This window comes from Roseovarius sp. (assembly GCF_048262375.1).
GTDB lineage: Bacteria > Pseudomonadota > Alphaproteobacteria > Rhodobacterales > Rhodobacteraceae > Roseovarius.
Genome location: NZ_JBLXFE010000009.1, coordinates 131,354 through 152,608 on the forward strand (window position 1 = coordinate 131,354; position 21,255 = coordinate 152,608).

23 protein-coding genes are annotated in these 21,255 nt (G+C 60.8%); 12 read left to right on the plus strand and 11 right to left on the minus strand.

Annotated elements, in window-relative coordinates:
* Positions 1-3 precede the first annotated feature (3 nt).
* A complete protein-coding gene (locus ACN0SW_RS12010) occupies positions 4-336 on the minus strand; it encodes an AzlD domain-containing protein (RefSeq protein WP_417728166.1) in 333 nt (110 codons plus the stop codon).
* Positions 333-1,055 (minus strand): AzlC family ABC transporter permease, encoded by a 723-nt coding sequence (locus tag ACN0SW_RS12015; RefSeq protein WP_417728167.1) that lies wholly within the window; start codon positions 1,053-1,055, stop codon positions 333-335. The genes ACN0SW_RS12010 and ACN0SW_RS12015 overlap by 4 nt, the downstream gene beginning before the upstream one ends.
* Before the next feature lie 57 nt (positions 1,056-1,112).
* Between ACN0SW_RS12015 and ACN0SW_RS12020 the strand changes: the two genes are divergently transcribed.
* The 5 genes from ACN0SW_RS12020 to glp are packed head-to-tail and all read left to right on the plus strand — an operon-like array spanning position 1,113 to position 5,679.
* Positions 1,113-2,003 (plus strand): formate dehydrogenase accessory sulfurtransferase FdhD, encoded by an 891-nt coding sequence (locus ACN0SW_RS12020; protein ID WP_417728168.1) that lies wholly within the window; start codon positions 1,113-1,115, stop codon positions 2,001-2,003.
* Positions 2,000-2,458, plus strand: coding sequence for a GNAT family acetyltransferase (locus ACN0SW_RS12025; protein WP_417728169.1), 459 nt, complete (start codon positions 2,000-2,002; stop codon positions 2,456-2,458). The genes ACN0SW_RS12020 and ACN0SW_RS12025 overlap by 4 nt, the downstream gene beginning before the upstream one ends.
* Positions 2,448-3,086, plus strand: coding sequence for a molybdenum cofactor guanylyltransferase MobA (mobA, locus tag ACN0SW_RS12030; RefSeq protein WP_417728170.1), 639 nt, complete (start codon positions 2,448-2,450; stop codon positions 3,084-3,086). The genes ACN0SW_RS12025 and mobA overlap by 11 nt, the downstream gene beginning before the upstream one ends.
* Positions 3,083-3,574 carry a molybdopterin-guanine dinucleotide biosynthesis protein B gene (gene mobB, locus ACN0SW_RS12035; protein ID WP_417728171.1) on the plus strand — a complete coding sequence of 164 codons (492 nt, stop codon included), beginning with the start codon at positions 3,083-3,085 and terminating at the stop codon, positions 3,572-3,574. Before mobA ends, mobB begins: the two co-directional genes overlap by 4 nt.
* Entirely contained in the window at positions 3,571-5,679 is a 2,109-nt protein-coding gene (gene glp / locus ACN0SW_RS12040) for a gephyrin-like molybdotransferase Glp (RefSeq protein WP_417728172.1), read from the plus strand. The genes mobB and glp overlap by 4 nt, the downstream gene beginning before the upstream one ends.
* 6 nt (positions 5,680-5,685) lie before the next feature.
* Here glp and ACN0SW_RS12045 read toward each other — a convergent pair whose 3' ends face one another.
* Entirely contained in the window at positions 5,686-6,657 is a 972-nt protein-coding gene (locus tag ACN0SW_RS12045; RefSeq protein WP_417728173.1) for a KpsF/GutQ family sugar-phosphate isomerase, read from the minus strand.
* A gap of 168 nt (positions 6,658-6,825) precedes the next feature.
* Here ACN0SW_RS12045 and ACN0SW_RS12050 point away from each other — a divergent pair, with 168 nt between their 5' ends.
* Positions 6,826-8,049 (plus strand): CynX/NimT family MFS transporter, encoded by a 1,224-nt coding sequence (locus ACN0SW_RS12050; RefSeq protein ID WP_417728192.1) that lies wholly within the window; start codon positions 6,826-6,828, stop codon positions 8,047-8,049.
* Positions 8,050-8,056: 7 nt separating this feature from the next.
* Here the strand turns inward: ACN0SW_RS12050 and ACN0SW_RS12055 are convergent, their stop codons facing one another.
* The 3 genes from ACN0SW_RS12055 to ACN0SW_RS12065 form a co-directional block, all read right to left on the minus strand.
* Entirely contained in the window at positions 8,057-9,427 is a 1,371-nt protein-coding gene (locus ACN0SW_RS12055) for a glutamate--cysteine ligase (protein WP_417728174.1), read from the minus strand.
* 63 nt (positions 9,428-9,490) lie between these two features.
* On the minus strand, positions 9,491-10,018 hold the full coding sequence (locus tag ACN0SW_RS12060) for a hypothetical protein (RefSeq protein WP_417728175.1): 528 nt from the start codon (positions 10,016-10,018) through the stop codon (positions 9,491-9,493).
* Entirely contained in the window at positions 10,015-10,746 is a 732-nt protein-coding gene (locus ACN0SW_RS12065) for a 16S rRNA (uracil(1498)-N(3))-methyltransferase (RefSeq protein WP_417728176.1), read from the minus strand. The genes ACN0SW_RS12060 and ACN0SW_RS12065 overlap by 4 nt, the downstream gene beginning before the upstream one ends.
* An 11-nt stretch (positions 10,747-10,757) precedes the next feature.
* Between ACN0SW_RS12065 and ubiA the strand changes: the two genes are divergently transcribed.
* The 3 genes from ubiA (at position 10,758) to ACN0SW_RS12080 (ending at position 14,024) form a co-directional block, all read left to right on the plus strand.
* Positions 10,758-11,723 (plus strand): 4-hydroxybenzoate octaprenyltransferase, encoded by a 966-nt coding sequence (gene ubiA, locus ACN0SW_RS12070; protein ID WP_417728177.1) that lies wholly within the window; start codon positions 10,758-10,760, stop codon positions 11,721-11,723.
* Between the two features lie 61 nt (positions 11,724-11,784).
* Positions 11,785-13,692: an OmpA family protein gene (locus ACN0SW_RS12075; RefSeq protein ID WP_417728178.1), complete on the plus strand. Its 1,908-nt coding sequence runs from the start codon at positions 11,785-11,787 to the stop codon at positions 13,690-13,692.
* The gene (locus tag ACN0SW_RS12080; RefSeq protein WP_008280346.1) at positions 13,689-14,024 is read left to right on the plus strand and encodes a hypothetical protein; all 336 of its coding nucleotides are present in this window, start codon (positions 13,689-13,691) and stop codon (positions 14,022-14,024) included. The genes ACN0SW_RS12075 and ACN0SW_RS12080 overlap by 4 nt, the downstream gene beginning before the upstream one ends.
* Positions 14,025-14,341: 317 nt before the next feature.
* On the opposite strand, the gene ACN0SW_RS12085 is transcribed toward ACN0SW_RS12080, so the two are convergent.
* The 5 genes from ACN0SW_RS12085 to ACN0SW_RS12105 all read right to left on the minus strand — a co-directional run bounded on the left by ACN0SW_RS12085 (position 14,342) and on the right by ACN0SW_RS12105 (position 18,305).
* Positions 14,342-14,818 (minus strand): copper chaperone PCu(A)C, encoded by a 477-nt coding sequence (locus ACN0SW_RS12085; protein WP_417728179.1) that lies wholly within the window; start codon positions 14,816-14,818, stop codon positions 14,342-14,344.
* Positions 14,819-14,861: 43 nt separating this feature from the next.
* On the minus strand, positions 14,862-15,209 hold the full coding sequence (locus ACN0SW_RS12090; protein ID WP_417728180.1) for a hypothetical protein: 348 nt from the start codon (positions 15,207-15,209) through the stop codon (positions 14,862-14,864).
* A 105-nt stretch (positions 15,210-15,314) separates the two neighbouring features.
* Positions 15,315-15,605, minus strand: a complete 291-nt coding sequence (rpmB, locus tag ACN0SW_RS12095; protein WP_417728181.1) for a 50S ribosomal protein L28 — start codon at positions 15,603-15,605, stop codon at positions 15,315-15,317.
* A gap of 805 nt (positions 15,606-16,410) precedes the next feature.
* A complete protein-coding gene (locus ACN0SW_RS12100; RefSeq protein WP_417728182.1) occupies positions 16,411-17,343 on the minus strand; it encodes a retron St85 family RNA-directed DNA polymerase in 933 nt (310 codons plus the stop codon).
* Positions 17,340-18,305: a retron St85 family effector protein gene (locus ACN0SW_RS12105; protein WP_417728183.1), complete on the minus strand. Its 966-nt coding sequence runs from the start codon at positions 18,303-18,305 to the stop codon at positions 17,340-17,342. The genes ACN0SW_RS12100 and ACN0SW_RS12105 overlap by 4 nt, the downstream gene beginning before the upstream one ends.
* Before the next feature lie 714 nt (positions 18,306-19,019).
* On the opposite strand from ACN0SW_RS12105, the gene ACN0SW_RS12110 reads away from it, so the two are divergent.
* From ACN0SW_RS12110 to ACN0SW_RS12120, 3 genes are all read left to right on the plus strand, one after another.
* The gene (locus ACN0SW_RS12110) at positions 19,020-19,655 is read left to right on the plus strand and encodes a recombinase family protein (protein WP_417728184.1); all 636 of its coding nucleotides are present in this window, start codon (positions 19,020-19,022) and stop codon (positions 19,653-19,655) included.
* A gap of 111 nt (positions 19,656-19,766) precedes the next feature.
* Complete coding sequence (locus ACN0SW_RS12115; RefSeq protein WP_417728185.1) at positions 19,767-20,180, plus strand: Bro-N domain-containing protein; 414 nt, start codon at positions 19,767-19,769, stop codon at positions 20,178-20,180.
* Positions 20,181-20,401: 221 nt separating this feature from the next.
* A complete protein-coding gene (locus ACN0SW_RS12120) occupies positions 20,402-20,887 on the plus strand; it encodes a ribonuclease H family protein (protein ID WP_417728186.1) in 486 nt (161 codons plus the stop codon).
* Positions 20,888-21,255 lie beyond the last annotated feature (368 nt).

The window sequence follows — 21,255 nt, forward strand, 5'->3', positions numbered from 1 at the left end:
GCCTTACATCTGCCCCATCAGCGCCAATCCGCCATAGAGCGTGATCGCCCCCAGCAAAATCGCCACGATCACATTGCGCAGCACATAGCCCGCCGCCAGCGTGACCAGCGCCGCCGCCATGCGTGGCGCATCCAATGTGCCACCCGTTGCCGCAGGCCAGACCACCAAGGGTGCCACCAGCCCCGGCAGAACCGCCACCGCCGTATAGCGCAGATGCCTGAGCAACCACGCAGGCAAGGGCCGGTTGCCAATCAATCCGGTAAACACGAACCGCAGTCCGAAACTGCCCAGACCCAACAGCACGATCACGGTCCAGAGGCTTGTCTTGTCGATCATGCGCTCCGCGCCTCCTTGCGCCGCTCAAGCATCAATTCGACCTGTGCGCCGGTCATCATGCCCGCTACCCCAGCGATCAGCAGCCCGAGATTATATGGCAAAAACGCAAACACCAGCGCCAGCGTCACCGACACAAACGCCGCCGCCAGATGCGCAGGCGTGCGCAGCATCGGCGCGATCATTGCCAGAAACGTGATCGGCAGCGCGAAATCAAGCGCCAGCCCACCGGGGATCGAAGTGCCCACCAGTGCTCCGACCAGTGTAAAGATATACCAAAGCGGACAGATCGGCGTGACCACCCCAAAGAAATACGCCAGCCGTTGTGCAATCGACCAGTCAGGGTTCTTCTCAAAGGCGACAATCGCGCAGGTATAGCTCTGATCAACGGTGAAATAGGCCGCGAGCGCCCGCTGTCCCAACGTGGCCCCGCCGATATAGGGCGTGAGCGAGGCCGAATACATCGCCATCCGCAGGTTGACCGCCAGCGCCGAAATCAGCGCAATCGCCGTGGGCGCGCCATCGCTGAGCAGTTGCAGCGCAGTGAACTGCGCCGCCCCGGCAATCACCAGCACCGAAAAGCTGAGTGTTTCAAATACGTTGAGTCCGGCTTCTGTCGCCACCACGCCAAACAGCAACGAGAACGGTACGATCACCAAAATAAAGGGCGCGCCATCGCGCACACCTTGCCAATAGGTCGATTTACTGGTTTGCCTTGGCACCGCTTGCCCCTAAGTTGCCCTCGTGCTCTGACACCGCCTACCCAATGCAAGGAGGAGATGCAATTGGCCACGCGTGACGACCTGATGCCTTATCTCATCGCGCCCGATCCTGCCGCCCCCCGTCTGACCCGCGCGGTCGAGGGAACGGACCATGAGGGCAACCTCACTCAAATCTCGGTGGTCGAGGAGCGCCCATTGACGATTTTCCTCAATGCGCAGGAAATCGTGACCGCCATGACCATTGGCGATTACCCTGAATATCTGGCGCTCGGCTTTCTGCGCAATCAGGGCATGCTGGGGCCGGATGAAACCGTCCTCGGCGTGGACTATGATGAAGATCTGGAAACTGTCGTTGTCCGTACCGATGGCCAGACCAATTACGAGGAAAAGCTCAAGAAAAAGACCCGCACGAGCGGTTGCGCCGTCGGCACTGTCTTTGGCGATATGATGGAGGGGTTGGAGGGCGTGACCCTGCCAGCCGTGACGGTCAAGACCTCTGATCTCTACGCCTTGGCCAGCGTGATCAATCGCACCCCGTCGCTCTATCTCGAAGCAGGAGCGATTCACGGCACCGTGCTCTGCCAAGGCAACCGCCCGCTGGTCTATATGGAGGACGTGGGCCGCCACAACGCCGTGGACAAGATCGCGGGCTGGATGCTGAGCGAGGGCGTCGCGGCGGGCGATAAACTGCTCTACACCACCGGGCGGCTGACCTCGGAAATGGTAATCAAGACCGCGATGATGGGGATTCCGGTGCTCGCCTCACGCTCGGGCTTTACCGCATGGGGCGTGGAAATCGCGCGCCAGGTGGGGCTGACCCTGATTGGCCGGATGCGCGGCAAGCGCTTTGTTTGCCTGTCGGGCGAGGATCGGCTGGTGCGCGATGCAGACCCCGAGAGCGTGGGCGACGAGGACAAAAAGCACCGCCGCAAGGGGGGCGAGGCATGAGCGAGGCGTTCCATCCTGCGACCGATAGCGATGTGGATGACATCTTATCGCTCTGGGCCCGCGCGGGGATGCTGCGGCCTTGGAACGATCCGCTGGCCGATATTGCCGCCATTCGCGCCAATCCGAAATCGGCGCTGCTCGTGGCGCGGGCGGATGGAAATCTGAGCGCGACTGTGGCGATCGAGGATGGCGGGCACCGTGCTTGGGTTTATTACCTTTGCAGCGCTCCGGACGTGCGTGGCCAAGGTTGGGGACGGCGGGCAATGGCCGCAGCCGAGGCGTGGGCGCGTCGGCACGGGCAGTCGAAGCTTCAGCTTCTCGTGCGCCGTTCGAATGCGCCCGTGCTTACGTTTTATGATCGGCTTGGGTACGAGGAAAGCTCTGTCATGGTATTGCAAAAATGGCTCGATCCAGAGTTGGAAAGGGCTTTTACGGAGAATCCGAATGCCCACTGATGTTCTTGGGGTGATCCTCGCGGGGGGGCAGGCCACGCGGATGGGCGGCGGCGACAAGGGGTTGCTGGATTTGGGCGGGCGCCCGATCCTTGCGCATGTGATTGATCGTCTGGCCCCGCAGGTGGGCGCGATGGCGCTCAATGCCAATGGCGATCCCGCCCGCTTTGAGGCCTTCGGTCTGCCGGTACTGCCCGATCCCATCCCCGGTTTCGCGGGGCCGCTGGTGGGGGTTCTGGCCGGTCTCGACTGGGCAGCGGGGCAGGGGGCTGAAACAATCGTTATCGTCGCCGCCGACACGCCGTTTTTCCCGACCGATCTGGTGACGCATTTGAGGAAACAGGCTTCTGACATGGCGCATCCCCTCGTACTCGCCGCCACCCCGCGTGGACAGGCTGAGACCAAATCCATGAGCGGCAGCGGTCTCATCCGCCACCCCACCTTTGGCCTCTGGCCCACGGCGTTGCGGCATGATTTGCGCGCGGCGCTGATGGATGGGCTGCGCAAGGTCGTGCTCTGGACCGACAAACACGGCGGGCGCGAGGCGGTGTTCGACGATGCCCTTGATCCCTTTTTCAACGTCAACACGCCCGAAGATCTGGACGCGGCGCGCAGGAGAGCAGAAGTATGAGGATTTATGGCGTCACCGGCTGGAAGAACGCTGGCAAGACCGGGCTGATGGAGCGGCTGGTGGCTGAGATCACCGGGCGCGGCTATTCCGTCTCGACTGTGAAACATGCCCATCATACCTTTGACGTGGACCACCCCGGCAAGGACAGCCACCGCCACCGGGTGGCAGGCGCGACCGAGGTGATCCTGGCGTCACGCAATCGTTTTGCCCTCATGCATGAATTGCGCGATGCCGACGAGCCGACGCTGGAAACCCTGCTGCAAAAACTTGCCCCCGTCGATCTGGTGCTGGTCGAGGGCTACAAGCGTGACCGCCATCCCAAGGTCGAGGCGTTTCGCGCCGAGACCGGCAATGCGCTGATTGCCCCCGGCGATCCCACCATCCGCGCCGTGGCCAGCGATGTCGCGCTTGACCTCGACCGACCGGTGTTCGATCTGAACGACACGCGCGGTATTGCCGATTTCATCCTGTCCGAGGTGGGGCTGTGACCGGGTTCGACAGCTTTGCCATGCTCGACTGGTCGGGCGGCAACGACACCGGGCCGCGCCCGCGCCGCGATGCGATCTGGCTGGGGCTGGTGCGGGCCGGGGTAGAGGAGCCGCCGCGCTATCTGCGCAACCGGCAGGAGGCCGAGGCGGCGCTGATCGCGTTGATCGAGGCGGAAATCGCCGCCGGGCGCAGGCTGCTCATCGGGGTGGATTTCCCATTCGGCTTTCCGGCGGGGTTCGCGCGGACACTGACCGGCTCTGACAGCCCGTTCGCGGTTTGGGATTGGCTCGAGACCGTGATCGAGGACGGGCCGCGCGCCAACAACCGCTTTGACGTGGCCGCCGAGATCAATGGCCGCTTTCCCGGTGTGGGGCCGTTCTGGTTCAACGGGATGCAGCGCGAGATCGCGGGCCTGCCGCGCAAGGATACGCGCGCAGGCCATGGCATGCCCGAGCGGCGCGCGGCAGAGGACAGGACCAAGGGGGCCTTTAGCTGCTGGCAGATGGGCGGCGCGGGGGCGGTGGGCGGTCAGGTCCTGACCGGGTTGCCGGTGCTCAACCGCCTGCGGCGCCGGTTTTACGGGCAGGTGGGCGTGTGGCCCCTTGAGGTGTTGGATAAGCCCGTGGCGCTGGTCGAGACCTGGCCCGGTCTGATCAATGCCGCCGTCAAACGCGCCGAGGCGCAGGGAGGCATTCGTGATGCGCATCAGGTGCGGCTGCTGTCGCGCGCGCTGGCCCACCTGCCCCCAGACAAGCTTGCCGAGATGCTGGCGGTGGATGCCCCCGAGGAAGGCTGGATTCTGGGGCAGGGATATGAGGAAGACCTGATGCGCGCCTGCGACGACACGCTCTCTCCACCGCCCCTGCGCAACGATTGCTTTGCGCTGCCCGCAGGCGTGGACTGGACACCGGTCGATCAGGCTCTGGCCCTCTTGCAGGACCGCTTGCGCCCGGTGGTGGGCCAGACCCGCGCACCGCTGGCACAGGCTTTGGGGCGTGTGCTGGCGGCACCCATAACCGCGCCCCGCGCCAACCCACCCGAGGCGAATACGGCCGTGGACGGCTATGGCTTTGCCCATGCCAGCCTGACTACGGGTGATCAGATCCTGTCGCTGGTCGAGGGGCGTGCCGCTGCCGGAGTGCCTTATCCGGGTACCGTGCCCGCCGGCCATGCGGTCCGCGTGCTGACCGGTGCGGCCTTGCCCAAAGGCGTGGATACGGTCATTCTGCAAGAGGACGTGACACTTGGGGAGGGGCGCATCGCCTTTCGCGCAGGTCTCAAACCCGGCGCCAACACCCGCCGCGCGGGCGAGGACGTGGCGGCAGGCGCGCCGCTGCTGCATCCCGGTCGTGTCCTCACCCCGGCCGACCTTGCCCTCTGTGCGGCCACCGGACTGGCCGAGCTGCCCATCCATCACCAATTGCGCGTCGCGGTCCTGTCAACCGGGGATGAACTGGTTGAGCCGGGCGATCCCGCCCGCCCCGGTCAGATCTATGATGCCAACCGGCCCATGCTCACCGGCCTTATGCAACAGATGGGCTATGCCCCGCTTGATCTGGGCCGTATTGCTGATGACCGCGCAGCCCTCCGCGCCGCCTTGGACCGCGCTGCCACGAATGCCGATGCGATCCTCACCTCTGGCGGGGCCTCGGCGGGAGATGAGGATCATGTCTCGGCCCTGCTCAATGAGGCGGGCGCGATGGCCCAGTGGCGCATCGCTCTCAAACCGGGGCGCCCGCTGGCGCTTGGCCTCTGGCGCGGCGTGCCGGTCTTTGGCCTGCCGGGCAATCCGGTGGCGGCGCTCGTCTGTGCGCTGATCTTCGCGCGACCTGCGCTGCGGCTTTTGTCCGGCGCAGGCTGGTGCACGCCTCAGGGCTTTGCGGTGCCCGCGGCCTTTGCCAAATCCAAGAAACCCGGCCGCCGCGAATATCTGCGCGCCCGCATTCGCGACGGCCGCGCCGAGGTCTTTGCCTCCGAGGGCTCTGGCCGCATCAGCGGATTGAGCTGGGCCGAAGGGTTGGTGGAACTACCGGACGAGGCGGCCACGATTCAGCCCGGCGACCCGGTCCGCTACATCCCCTATGCAAGCTTTCTCAGCGCCTGACCGGTGTTACGCCACCCCGGCGCGCAACGCATCATGGATATGCACAAGGCCACACAACTGACCGGACTCATCCACGGCAAACAACGCGCTGATCTTATTGGAGTTCATCACCCCCAACGCCTCTGACAACAGCGCTTCGGGCAGGATGCTGCGGGGATTGCGTGTGGCGACCTCTCCGGCGGTGCGCGCCATCAGATCCGACAGGTTGCGCCGCAAATCACCATCGGTGATCACAGCGAGCAGCCGCCCCTCCTCGACCACCGCCGCCACACCAAAGCCTTTGGCGGTCATTTCGAGCAGGGTCTCGCCCATCGGTGTGGTTTCGCGCACCACCGGCAGGGCGTCGCCCCGGTGCATCACCGACGATACCCGCAAAAGCTGCGCCCCCAGCGTGCCACCGGGATGAAAGGCCAGAAAGTTCTCGCGCTCAAAACCGCGCAACCGCATCATCGCCACGGCCAGCGCATCCCCCAAGGCCAGCGTGCAGGTGGTGCTGGTGGTGGGGGCCATGCCAATGGCGCAGGCCTCGGGCGCATTGGGCAGGGTCAGCAGGAAATCCGCCTGTTGTCCCAAGGTGCTGTCAGGCTTCTTGGTGATCGCGATAAGCGGGATCGCAAAGCGGCGGCTATGGGCGATGATATCGGCCAGTTCGCGCGTCTCGCCGGAATTGGAGATCAGGATCAGCGCATCCTCGCGCGTGATCATGCCCAGATCGCCATGGCTGGCCTCGCCGGGATGCACATATTGCGCCGGCGTGCCGGTGCTGGCCATGGTGGCCGCGATCTTGGCGGCGATATGCCCCGATTTGCCCATGCCCGAGACGATGACCCGGCCTTTGACCTCGAGCAAGCGCGCGATCACGGCGTCAAAATCGGCGGGCAGGGACGCGTTCATCGTGGTGAGGGCCTCGGCCTCGATCCGGATCACGTCGCGGGCAATCTCGGTCGGGGTCTCGATCTGGGTCGTGGCGGTTGACATGGGCGCAGCCCTCCTTTTCGTGGCAACTGTTAGCCTGTCGCGTCTCCGGGGCCAAGGGCGGGATACGGGTTGCAACAAAATGCCGCCCCGTCACAGCCGGGGTAGCAACCTCCGGTGGTCTGCGTTTTCCATCTGGTCAGTCTGAGCGTGCCGTCCTATCGTCGCGCCATGAATGCCGATGCCGCCCTTCTTGACAGCCGTTATGCTTGGATGCGCCTTGCCGTGTCGCTGGCGATTGCCACCGTGGGGAATGTCGGCATGTGGTCGATCATCGTGGTCATGCCCGCCATGCAGGCCGAGTTCGGCGTGGATCGGGCAGCCGCCTCGATGCCCTATACGCTGACCATGGTGGGCTTTGCACTGGGCAATCTTGCGATCGGGCGGGTGGTGGACCGGTACGGCGTGACAACCGCCCTGATTGGCGCGGCGCTGCTGATCTCCGGCGCCACGGCGCTTGCGGCGATCAGCCCCACGGTGCTGATCCTGTCTGCGCTGCAATTTGTCATCGGATTTGGCACAGCCGCCAGCTTTGGTCCGCTCATTGCTGATATTTCGCTCTGGTTTCTGAAACGGCGCGGCATCGCGGTCGCGATCACTGCCAGCGGCAATTACCTCTCGGGCGCGATCTGGCCCGTGATTCTTGCGGGTATTCTGGCCGGGCAGGGCTGGCGCGCGGTCTATATGGTGCTGGCGGTCGTCACCTGCGTCGGGATGATCCCTCTGGCGCTGCTCTTACGCCGCCGACTGCCGCTTGGCGCGCGCACCCATGCCGATAGCCTGTCCTCGGCCCGCGCCGGGGCCACCGGCCTTTCGCCGCGCACACTGGCGCTGTTGCTGGGGGTGGCCGGAATCGGGTGCTGCGTGGCGATGTCGATGCCACAGGTCCATATCGTCAGCTATTGCGTCGATCTGGGCTATGGTCCTGCCGTGGGCTCGCAGATGTTATCGCTTATGCTCATGGGGGGGGTCGCCTCACGCATCGTGTCGGGACTTGTGGCGGATCGCTTGGGCGGGGTGCGCACCCTGCTGATTGGCTCAGCCCTGCAATGTCTGGCACTTTTTCTCTATCTGCCGTCGGGCGGGCTCACCTCGCTTTATGTGGTCAGCCTGGTCTTTGGGCTGGCGCAAGGCGGCATCGTGCCCAGCTACGCGCTGATCGTGCGGGAATATATGCCCAGCGCCGAGGCCGGCCGCCGGGTTGGTTTCGTGATGATGTCCACCATTGCCGGGATGGCGCTCGGCGGCTGGATGACGGGTTGGATCTATGACCTGACCGGAAGCTATCACGTCGCCTTTCTCAATGGCATCGCGTGGAACTTTCTCAACATCGGGATCATGGTCTTGATCCTGATGCGCACCCGCACCCGCACCGGCAGCCCCCTGCCAGCCTGATTTGCCTTCAGTAGCTGTAGTCGGTGTAAATCCGGCTCAGATCGCCTTGCCAATCCCCAGTGTAGCGATCCAGCAACTCATCCGCCGGGGTTTTGCCGGTCTCGACACTCTCGCGCAGCGCATTGAGGAAATGCGTCTCGTCGGGGATCATGCCACCACCGCCCGTCCGTGCCCGCGCCTTCAGACCGGACTCGGAAATATCCAGCACCGCACGGGCCAGCTCGTGCATGTGGATATTGCCCACCCGCGCCTGTAGCCCGTCCACACTGGCGGCAACCCGCAGCGCGTCGCGCGTTTGGGCATCCCAGCCCTTGCAGATGTCCCATGCGGCATCGAGGGCGCTCTGATCGTACATCAGCCCCACCCAGAACGCGGGCAGCGCACAAAGCCTGCGCCACGGACCACCATCCGCACCGCGCATTTCCATGAATTTCTTGATCCGCGCCTCGGGAAAGGTGGTGGTCAGGTGATCCGCCCAATCGCTCAGCGTCGGCTTTTCGCCGGGCAGGGCAGGCAGTTCACCGCGCAGGAAATCGCGGAAGGACTGCCCCAGAGCGTCAATATACTTGCCGTCGCGATAGACGAAATACATCGGCACATCGAGCGCATAATCGGCATAGGCCTCAAAGCCAAAGCCCTCTTCGAACACAAATGGCAACATGCCGGTGCGTGCCGGATCGAGATCGCGCCAGACCCGCGCGCGCCAGCTCTTGTGGCCATTGGGCTTGCCCTCAAAGAACGGGGAATTGGCGAAAAGCGCTGTTGCCACCGGCTGCAAGGCCAGTGCCACGCGCAGTTTCTGCACCATATCCGCCTCTGAGGCGAAATCGAGATTGACCTGCACGGTGCAGGTGCGGCGCATCATGGTGCGGCCCATGGTGCCGACCTTCTGCATATAGCTGTCCATCAGCTTGTAGCGGCCCTTGGGCATGAGCGGCATGTCGTCATGTTTCCAGATCGGGGCAGCGCCCAATCCGATAAAGCCCACACCCACCTTGTCGGCAATATCCTTGACGTCGCGCAGATGCTCGTTCACCTCGTCGCAGGTCTGATGGATGGTTTCCAGCGGCGCACCCGACAACTCCAATTGCCCGCCCGGCTCAAGGCTCACATTCGCGCCGTCTTTTTCAAGACCGATAAGCTTGCCACCCTCTTCTACGGGTGCCCAGCCATGGCCATCGCGCAGCCCTTCGAGCACGGCCAGAATACTGCGCGGACCCTCATAAGGGATCGGGCGCAGCGTGTCCTTGCAATAGCCAAACTTTTCGTGCTCGGTACCAATGCGCCAATCTTGCTTTGGTTTGCAACCACTTGCCAGATATTCGGCTAGTTGCTCATGGCGTTCAATCGGCCCGCCGCCGGATTGTGGGATGGACATGTTCGGGCCTCCTGATCAGGCAATTTTCACGAGCGCCACAGTTGGCGTCAAACGTCCGGACTGTCAATGCAGCCAAAGGTGCGAGGGAGCGCTTTGCGATTTCTGCCAGATCACTGTCGGGTGATCAGGCAGGCGGCGCATCTGCGCCAGCATATGTTCGGTGCGCAGACCGGGCAGGGCGGCAAAGGCGTCAAACAGCATCTCGGCCCCCTCGGCGCTGAGCGGAATACACAGATCGGGAGTGCCGCCCGTGCTCAGCACCCAATGCGCCGGTTGCGCCGTCGGATCGAGCGTCAGCGCATCCAGATCGCGGATCGCCACCACGCCCCCGGTCAGCGGACCGAAATAGGCAACCTGCCCTTCGTCCACCCGCACCACGCCGGGGCCGCCCGATCCGGCGCGAAACCGCGCCCGTTGCACACCCATCACCAGAACCGCGCCCGCCAGGATCAGCAGCGCATACCCCAGCCATTGCAACAGGCCGAAACTGCCAATGCCCCACCACAGCCCGAGCGCCGCGATCGCCAGCCCGCTCAACACCTCGCGCCAGCGCCAGAGGGCCGCACGAGCCTGCGGGCGGATAAAACTCATGCCCAATCCCCCAAGACCTGCTGCCAGAGCGTCATCCCCGCCACGGCGGCCGTATCGGCGCGCAGGATGCGTGGCCCGAGGCTCACGGCATGCGCCTGCGGCATCGCCGCCAGCTTGGCGCGCTCGCCATCCGAAAAGCCGCCCTCCGGCCCGATCAGAATCGCCCAAGGCGTGCCGCGCGGCAGATCACCGGCAAGGGCCGCCGCATGTCCTGCCAATCCCTCGTCACAAAACATCAGCCGTCGCTCTGCAGGCCAATCCGCCAGCATTCGGTCCAGCCGGTGCAGATCGCAGACCTCGGGCACATAGGTGCCACCGCATTGCTCGGCGGCCTCAACGGCATGCGCTTGCAGGCGGTCCTGTCGAATCCGCTCTGAATTCGTAAAATCGGTTTGCACCGGGATGATCCGGGCAGCCCCCATTTCAGCGGCCTTTTCGACAATGAAATCTGTGCGTGCCTTCTTGATTGGTGCAAACATCAGCCACAGGTCCGGGGGATCGCGTTGCGGTGCGGTCTGTTCGGCCACCAGCAGCACGCCGCCCCGCTTGCCCGCCTCAACCACCTCGGCGCGCCATTCGCCATGCTGCCCGTCAAACAGCAACACCGCATCGCCCACCGCCAGCCGCATCACCCCAAAGAGATAATGCGCCTGCTCACGGGTCAGAGGAATGGTTTGCCCTTCCCCCAGGCGGTGCTCTACATAAAGCCTGATCTTAGCCGTTTTCATGGGGCCAACATATGACCGCAAAGAACCAGACGCCAGAGGCCACCGGACAGGTTTCCGATGCCTATGCAGGCAATTGGGTGGATCGGCTGGCTCCGCCGGTCACCCGCCCCTACCTGCGGCTGGCGCGCGCTGACCGGCCTATCGGCACATGGCTCTTGCTCTTGCCGTGCTGGTGGGGCCTGACGCTGGCGATGCTCTCGGACGGGCAGGCGGGCTGGCATGACCTCTGGATCTTCATCGGATGCGCGCTTGGTGCCTTTCTCATGCGCGGTGCGGGCTGCACTTGGAATGACATCACCGACCGGCATATTGATGGCTCCGTGGCGCGCACCGCCTCGCGACCGATCCCATCGGGGCAGGTCACGGTGCGGGGCGCCGTGATCTGGATGGCGGCGCAGGCGCTTTTGGCCTGTGCCATCCTGCTCACCTTCAATGCCGCGGCAATCGCGCTTGGCGTGCTCTCGCTGCTGCCGGTGGCGGTCTATCCCTTCGCCAAGCGATTTACATGGTGGCCGCAGGTCTTTCTCGGCCTTGCCTTTAACTGGGGTGCGCTCTTGGCTTGGACCGCCCACACCGGGCGGCTCGCGGCCCCGGCGGTCATTCTGTATCTCGCGGGCATAGCCTGGACGCTGTTTTATGACACGATCTATGCCCATCAGGATGCCGAGGATGACGCCCTGATTGGCGTGAAGTCCACCGCACGCCTGTTTGGCGATACCTCGCCCCGCTGGTTACAGTGGTTTTTGGTGGCGACCGTGTCGCTCATGGCAGTGGCGGTCATTCTCGCAGTACCCGATGCCAAATTGACGGCCCTGCTCGTGGCGCTCTGCGGGCCTTGGGCGATGGGCTGGCATATGCAGGGCCAGATGCGCCGTCTGCGTCTCGACGACACGGCGCGGTTGCTGCAACTGTTTCGCTCCAACCGCGATGCGGGCCTCTTGCCTGTGCCGTTTTTCGCCGTTGCCTGTCTGCTGTGATTGAACTCGCCCCGTCGCCCGCCTAAAGACGTAAGCAGTACCAACTATTGGCCATTGCCCGATGCGTCTATCATCCGCCCTCACGATCGCAGGAACCTTTGCCGGGGCAGCGTTGCTTGCTGTCGTGGCCGCAGGCTTTGCCGTCAGCACTATCGAGGACAGCTCGCGCCGCGCTGTGCGCGATACGCTCGACCGCGCCGGGCTGGTCTGGGCCGATGTGGACAGCGACGGACTCCAGCTTTTCCTTGCAGGCACCGCCCCCTCCGAAGCCACCCGCTTCAAGGCGCTGTCGCTTGCGGGCACCGTGGTTGATGCGGCGCGGGTGATCGACCAGATGCTGGTGCAGGACGCGGCCGACATCGCGCCGCCACGATTTGCCATCGAGATCCTGCGCAACGACAGCGGCATTTCGCTGATTGGCCTCGTGCCGTCTGCAACCAATCGCAACAAGCTTCTGGCGGATATCTCCTCTGCGACCGATGGCGCACCCATCGCGGACCTGCTCGATGCCGCTGATTATCCCTATCCCGAAACATGGCCCGACGCGCTGCGGTACGCGGTGCGCTCGCTCGGCAAACTGCCCCGCACCAAAATTTCCGTGAGCGCCGAACGGGTCGAGATCACCGCAATGGTTGACAGCCCCGAAGCACAGCGCCGGATCGAGGGAGAGCTTGCCCGCAACGCCCCGGACGATGTCCGCCTAGCTCTGGCGATCTCGGCCCCCCGCCCGGTGATCACCCCCTTTACCCTGCGTTTCGTGATCGACGGGGCAGGGGCCCGGTTTGATGCCTGCTCCGCCGATACCGAAGAGGCGCGCGAGCGCATTCTGCGCGCCGCTGGCAAGGCGGGCATGCAAACCAAGGCTGACTGCGTGATCGGCATGGGCGTGCCTTCGCCGCAATGGGCACGCGCGGCCGAACTGGCGCTCGCGGCGCTTGCGGATATGGGGGGCGGCAGCGTGACCTTCTCGGATGCCGATATTGCCCTGCTGGCTCCCGAAGGCACGCCACAAGACCGCTTTGACGATGTCGCAGGCAAGCTTGAGGCGGATCTCCCCGAGGTGTTCGCCCTCACCGCGACCCTGCCACCGCCCCCGGATACCGCACAGCCGGTCGAACCGGAATTCGTTGCCACCCTCTCACCGGAGGGCCAAGTGCTGATTCGGGGCCGGGTGAGCAGCGAGGCCAGCCGCGAAACCGTGCGCAGCTTTGCCAAGGCGCGCTTTTCCTCCGATTCGGTGCATCTGACGGCTCGCGTTGCCGAAGGCTTGCCGCGCGATTGGCCGATCCGTGTGCTGACGGGACTCGAGGCCCTGTCGCATCTCTCCAATGGCGTTGTTACCGTCACCCCCGACAACCTCAGCGTTCAGGGCAACACCGGCAGCAAAGGGGCCAGCGCCGAAATCGCTCAGTTCCTGTCGGACAAGTTTGGCGGGTCCGAACAATACGTGATCGACGTCAGTTATAAAAAGGCGCTTGATCCGATCGCGAGCCTGCCCACCCCCGAAGAATGCGAGGCGCTGATCGCTGAAATCCAAGCCACCCGCAAAATCAACTTCGAACCGGGATCGGCCACTATAGACGCTCAGGGTGGGGCAATCATGGATGATATCGCCGACATCCTCAAAGAATGCGGCGAGATTCGCATGGAAATCGGCGGTCATACCGATAGTCAGGGCCGCGAGGAAATGAACGAACAACTCAGCTTGTCGCGGGCTCGTGCCGTGTTGGATGAACTGCGAATGCGCCGGGTTCTGACTTCGAGCATCGACGCCAAAGGCTATGGTGAGAGTGCCCCAATCGCTGACAACGGCACCGAAGAGGGCAGAGAGACCAACCGGCGCATCGAATTCCGCCTGATCCGGCCAGCACCCGTGCCAGATGAGCAAACAGCGCTTGAAAGCCTCGAAGAACCGGGGGAAGAAGGGACAGAGGCCAAAGAGACTACGCAGGACCAAGCCACCGAATGAACAGAACCGAATTCATCATCGCGACCGCCATCGTCCTCTTTGTGGCGTTTTGCATGGGCTGGTTCGCCAATTGGCTGGTGCATCGCTTCATCCGCGTGCCCGGCTCCGATGTCGGAGAGTTGGAGCGTCTGGCGCAGGAACTGCACGAAGCCGAGGAAACCCGCGATCAGGCCATCACCTACCTGCAGCAGCGCGAGGCGGAACTGACCAACCAGATCAGCCAGACCGAGGCCGAACTGGCCGCCACCATGGACGGCCTGCGCGAGGCCCGTTATGAGGCCGAACAATTGCGTGCACATCTCGAAAAGATGGCCGGTCGCGCGGTGGGCTGATCAACGAGACTGTCCCGGCAAGCGCGGGACGTCTCTGGTCACTCTTGGCCTATTTCTGATGTTTCATATGCCATGCGTGGAACAAGACGCGGCATGCGCCGCTGCGCGATTCCTGGGCCGGGCCCAGCGGCCTAGCGATTTTGTGGTGCCGCATAACTCTGACAAGTCATCCGGGCTTTGCTGGCACAAGGCGGCAATCACCGCCATTGCATCGCTTGTCCCCGGCCCAGAGACCGCGCGGCTCCTGTCTCGGGCTCAAAGTTTCCTTCGAGCCGAACAGCCGCCGCGCGCCTGACGTTTTGCAACGCCGTCGTGGCTCAGTTCCCGGTGCCATGCCCCTTGCCATGGGACGCGCCGGGCTTTCGGTCAAGATCGACCGGCACATCGACCACGATCTCACCGGATTTCTCGAACACCAGCGTCAGCGGCACAATCTTGCCCTGTTCGAAACTCTCGGTCAGGCCCATCATCATCACATGCGCCCCGCCCCGCTGCAACACCAGCGTCTCGCCAGCGGGGATGGCAAAGCCCTCCTCGACATGCACCATCTTCATCACACCCCCCTCTTCGATATGGGTGTGCAACTCGACCTTATGCGCGGCGGGCGAGGCCGCGCCGATCAGCCGGTCATCGGCATCGCCGATATTCTCGATCAACATAAACGCCGCGCCGGTCTTGGCCATCGGGCTGGCACTGCGGGCATAGGTGTCAAGCACATGGATTTCCTGCGCCAGAACCGGCGTAGCAAGGGCAATGGCGGCAAGCGCCGCGAAGACGTTGGATTTTAGGGACATCTGTCGTTCCTTTTAGGTCTGTGTATCGGTGATGGAATCGGGGTCAGACCACCACGGGCGGCGCGCGCGCCATACTCAGGGGCAGGCTGCGCGTCACCACATGCGGCGCAACCTCTGTCACCGTAATCCGCCGCACAGCGGCTTGCCACGCGCGCAGGGCAGGGGGGTTGGCCAGAACCACCGCAAATCCCGGCAGACAATCCGGGCAGATATGCGGCGGGGCGGCGGGCTGACCCTCGGCGTCCACCGCGACTGTCACCGGCCCTGTGGTGGTACAAAGCACGATTTCGCCCACCGGCTGCGCCACTCCCCGCGCCACCGCAAGGCTCTGGCTCGTGAGCGTCAAAAGCAGGCAGAGGCCAATGGCCAATATCGGGCGAAACTGTCTCATCAGCCCGAGGTATAGGCCCCGGCCCCCAACCTCGGCAAGCGACAAAAGCAAACAGCCCCGCCGCATTGGGGCAGGGCTGCTGATAAGTCTGTTCGACTGAGCGTCTTAGGCCGTTACGGCCTGCGCCTTGGCGATCTCTTTCTTGACCTTCAGCGCGGTGGCCGACAGCTCGTCGTCCTTGGCCTTGGCAAGAAACGCATCCAGACCACCACGGTGATCGACACTGCGCAGCGCATGCGCGGTGATCCGCAGCTTGATGCCACGATTCAGGGTCTCGGATTGCAGGGTCACGTCATTGAGGTTCGGCAGATACCGACGACGTGTTTTATTGTTGGCGTGGCTGGAATTGTTTCCAACCATCGGGCCTTTTCCAGTCAGTTCACAGCGGCGCGACATGGGGTCATCCTCGTTCTTGCTGAGGGCGCGTGCTGGCCCTTCTTAACACAAACGGGCACCACCACAGGCAGCGCCCCGAATTCCGTTCGGGGTCTTTAGGCCCAAAGCGCAGGCGCGTCAAGGGATTCTCCCGCCGAATTTGCTGCAATCCCGTGTCTTTCGTCGGGGCCAACCCAGTGATCCGCCCAGACCGCCATGGGCCAGAGCATTTTTTGCAAAACACAGCGAAAATTCCAGAAAACCCGCCTGCGCGCCTGTCTGGATCGTTGAAAGACTGAAAGGTGGGATTGTGGAATTGGTGGAGCCTAGGGGGATCGAACAGGTTCGGTCTTTTCCTTTTTATCTCAATTGGTTGGCAATTCTTTAGGCGTGGCGGTTGGTACGGTTCTATGTAACACTTGAGCACCGTCCTCTGCAACCTGAATGACAACTAGGGAGGCCCACCTACAGCCTGCGCCACAACATGAAAGACCGGATGCGGGCGGCGGAGATTTTCCCGGATACCCAAAGGGCTATCCAAGGCCATGCCTTCGGGGGCGGTGAAGATGCGGCCTATGGTGGCCCCGTATCGCTGGAACAGAAGCGTGACGCACTGGTAAAGGCGCTGAGTGGGTATAGGGAAAGCCCGCAGGGGTTTTCTGAATAAGCCGCCGTACCAAGGTCAGCACCTCCAAACCACCAAGGGGATTGAGGGGTGATTTTCGTCTGGAACGATAGCAAACAGCTGAGGGGAAGGCAGCGCGGAGTATCACATCGGTTCTCTGAACGGCGACGATAAGGGAGGGCGTGAACTTCCGTCGTGTCGTTAATCGGTGTTCTTAAACTCCGCCAACTGGATTAGCGCCATTTGGTTCGGATATTTCCGCGATAGCTTTCTGATTAGCTCTGGCTCAATCTGGTTCACAAAGGAAAGATATCCCCGTAGGCTCGCTAACTCCCGACTTGTTAACTCGCTCGCCAAGAATATACGTGTGCGCAGTTGACGTTTTCTATCGCGCCCCAATGACATTTTTTCATCATTCGTAATTGTGATTCCTGTAACATGTCTGTTGAATTTCTTTGAAGAGAAAACGGTTTTCTTCGAATTGACGGAAAGTCTCGGGTAGTCCAGATGTAGTAGTATCTCTTCTATGTGTTTAGGGAAATCAAACAGCACGCCTTTGAGAGAGGTCGAGAAAGTTAAGTCATCTGAATAACGAGTATAGACCACTCCAGCTTTTGCAGCGACAGTGCTGACACGTTGATCGAATTCCATGAGCATTGCGTTTGATATGGACGGTGAGCCGGGAGAGCCGATACTTAATGCCAATCCATCTTCTGAATGTTTGAAGAAAATCCGACCCAACATTATCGCTTCCAATTCAGAATCACATATCCGTTTCTCCAACAAAAAGAGCTTAAAATCACTTGCGCGAATTGATGGAAAAAACTCAGAAAAATCCATTTTTAACAGATAAGGATTATGCAGATGAGGACGTGCATTATCGGATATACTGATGTTCTCCCTATAGGCTGTGGCGCAATCATGATATGAGAAGCTGCGGTGCAAAAACTCAGACAAGATGAATCTCTGCAGAACCTTCAGGTCGCGAGAAGGTTGTGAAATTTCTCGCGTGCCGCCGGTGCGTTTCTTTATATGGTAAGTTTTATAGCGAAACGGAGCAGTATTCACATATGAGATTAGCTCTTGCTCAGAGAAAGAGAATCGACGCCTCACTATTTCGAATATAGGTGTCATCCTTCGCCACCCATCCGGCGTTTCCAAAGATTCAATCTCCTATTGAAACTTTGATTTGCTGTCATTTGTCTTTGATAAAAATCTAAAACTTCAAGCTTAATGGCCCTTGAGTCATAGCGCCGTGGGTTATCTGGATCGGAGAAGTCTCTTTTAAAAGACAGCTCAACACGATCTGAAAGGTTTGGCGTGACAAAATAGAAGGTTTGCGATGATCTCTTTTCACCGGTAACCAGCTTAAACTTCTGCAGGATATAAAGGGCGGATTGAACCTGCTTTTTTGACATTTTTATGTCTAGTTTTTGTAGAAAATCGGCGATTTCAGCGGACGTTAGTATCGTGAACAGATCAATTATCTGAAAGATCAGAAAAATGGTGTGACCGTGATCATGAGTGTCGAAAGCGCTGGTCTTGTCGATCTTGTCAGAAATATCCCAAACATCTTTCAATATTTCCTCAATTTCGTTGTTTTCGATCTTTTCGATATCGCTGCTGTCAATTTCATAGACGAGAACTGATTCATTTCTTGATGCCTCAAGGGGCGACAACAGGCCAAACTTGATGAAAGACTCGGAGTTGTGGTGTGCGCTATGAACAACCACAACCATTTTCTCCCTCAACTTTGGATTCGCAAAAAACAAGCCAAGTTCTGCAAGTGCACCAGCGCTTTCCAAGATGATCACGATAATGGAAGATAAGGAGGCAATGTCGTTCTCAAATTCGGACAAGTTCGAATAACCGGCCTGCCAATCCTTGAAGTTTTCGGCTAGCGTGAAGCCCTCCGATTTATCGGGCATGCGTGCGGATAAATTCATGAACATATTTCGTATGGAATGATTGTTGACCGCACGAATATCTACTGGACCCCCGCAAACAAAGGTTATGTGAGGAGCAAGTAATACTCTGGAATTCCGTAGATCAATTAGCTCAAGGAACTTGTCTCGCGGGTCACCAACTGCAGTCATTGGCCTACTCGCGAGACATAATGCTCATTACCTTTAAAGAAGCGATAAGACCCAAAAGTTCTTATCGGATCGAGTGCTCGGAGGAACGATAAGAACTTTTGGGTCTTATCGCGCCAAAATGCGAACAATAATTTAGGGTCTGGCTGTACACCTGACCGTGCGTCTCCGCACTTCCGCGTAAAGAGCTTTTTCATTTTATCAATTATCCAAATGCTTCTCAACGGATTTCTCACGTCATTCCCAGAGAATTTGGCTAAGGGCAAAATCTGGGAACTCCCATGCTATCGCTATCGCTTGATAGTCAGCTAGACTGCATGAAACATCAAGCATGTTCAATTAACTGACAGCACTACAAGCATTACACAGAATCGGTTATTCGCCGTGTGTCGCCAGATCGCTCACACTATTCTAGGGTCACATTTCCGAAGCCCCATATCGCCCCAGCCGAGCGCCAGTAATATCCCCCATACCCCCACCAGCGCGGCCCGGAGACGGGGCAGGGGGCCAAGGCCCAGCGCCACGGGGTCATTGATCGCGGATGATGATGCACGGGGCCACCTTCAAGGCTGGGCTGGGGGTATCCTGTTTTGTCCGTAAGGGTATACCCCAAGGGCCACCAAGAAAGATGCCGCTAGGGTGTACGTAAGGATTGACATTCATCAACGGTCACGCCTATCAGGGGGCACCACCCAACCGGACACCTGAGGGGATACCATGACACAGACCATTCTTTACGCCCGCGTTTCCACTGTAGACCAGAACCTTGACCACCAGCTATCCCAAGCCACGGCGGCAGGCTTTGTCATTGATGATGTGGTATCGGATCATGGCGTTTCCGGTGTCTCTGTCCCCTTGGCTGAGCGGCCCAACGGGCGCAGGCTGTTCGACAAGCTGCGGCGCGGGGATACGCTCGTGGTGCGCTGGGTGGATCGGCTGGGGCGTAACTATCAGGACGTGACCGACACGATCCGCCACTTCATGCGGCAAGGGGTCGTGGTCAAGACGGTGATCAACGGTCTGACCTTTGACGGGGCCACCAGAGACCCCATGCAGGAGGCCGTAAGGGACGCCCTGATAGCCTTCATGGCGGCAACCGCACAGGCACAAGCAGAAGCCACAAAGGAGGCCCAGAAGGCGGGCATAGCGGCTGCCAAGGGTGACCGGGAACGCTATCGGGGCAAGAAGCCCACATATGACCGGGATGGTCTGGACAAGGTGCGGGATATGCTGGCCACCGGCTCTGGCACCTCTGAGATTGCGAAGGTGGTCGGGGTGTCCCGGCAAACGGTGCTGCGGATCAAGGGCGACCCGGCTGCGGCTGAGGCTGCGTTGGCCCGTTGGGGGATGTGAGGGGACGCATACAAAGAAGCGAAACGGATTCGCTTCATCGGAGGAAGGGGCTACGTGCCTAGAAGACACTTTGGGGCATAGTTCACCTGTATCCGATACAGGGGAAACGCGGTGGCCCCCTCCCTCTACGACTTCAAAGGCCACTCCATCCGGGTGATCGAGATAGACAACGCCCCGTGGTTTGTGGCGGCGGACGTATGCAAGGCGCTCGGGTTCGCCCTCAAGCCCGATGGCACGGTGAATACTACCCACGCCATACGGTCTTTGTCTGTAGCCGAGGTTATCACTCATCGGATGAGTTATAATAGGGGGCGTTCAAACAAGCTGGTCTCCGAAAGCGGCCTCTACAAGCTCATCATGCGCTCCGACAAGCCCGAGGCCAAGGCGTTTCAGGACTGGGTGAGGGGCACGCTCCTGCCTTCGATCCGCAAGGACGGGTGGTATATCATGGGCGAGGATGATGATCGGCCTGATGGTCTCAGAGTCCTACAGGGCACCCTAGAGTCGCCTGATATGTTTCCCTAACCAGCCCAGCCCAGCGCCCACAGGGGCCCCGTGCGGCTCTCCTGACGCCCCTGTGAGTCTTCTATCTGTTTCCATGGCGTGACTGAGGTTGATGAGGGGGCGGTGTCCCGTTCAGGTTGCACCTACAGACATAATCGTGTGTCGCCCCCCAAGGTTTCCTGAGGGAAGCGCTTGGTCTTGTCTGAAACCCCCAACCATCATCATCAAACAGGAATAACCCTATGGATACTCGTGCAGAAGCGGCCTTGGCCGATGGATTTTACGTGGCCTACACAGATGGAAGCTGCAAGGGCAACCCCGGCCCCGGTGGATGCGCATATCGTCTGTACTCGCCGGATAGGCAGTGGACTGAAAATGCTCGCCAAAGTCTGGACACCACCAACAACAAAGCTGAAATGTGGGCTGTTATAGATGCCCTCACAGCGACCCCAGAGGGCGCATCCGTGTTGGTGTGTCTCGACAGCGGATACACCAAGGACGGCATTGAGAAATACCTTGAAGGATGGATCAAACGTGGCTGGCGAAAGTCGGACGGCAAAGAGGTTCGCAATCGTGACTTGTGGGAGAAGATCATTGCCCTCATGGCAACCCGAGAGGTGATCTTTCACAAGATCAAAGCCCATTCAGGCGACCCGGACAATGAGCATGTGGACGCCATGGCGAGTGATGCTGCGAAGAAGGCCACTAAAAAGGTCTTTCGTGCATGACGGGACGCGGCGGCGCGGAACTGAGAGCGAGTGAAGGCCCCGCAAGGGCCGGTAGAGGAGGGCGTGGGCAACTGCGCCCCCTCCAGCACCATCGCAGCCATAGAGATCATCAACAGAACAGGAGGCACCCAAATGGAAACGCCCAGCGCGGCCCTTGAGAGGCTGAGACAAGAGAAGGCTGAAAACCCCCAGCCACCCTACAGGGTGCCCGAGAGGCTGCACCTGAAAGAAATCTCTGAATCGCCCCGAGTTTGTCGGAGACCATCAACTTAAGTAAGGATGATGGTTATGACAAAAAGCAAAATGGCAAATCGCTACTCGCCAGAGGTCCGCGCACGTGCGGTCCGGATGGTTTTTGAGCATCAAGG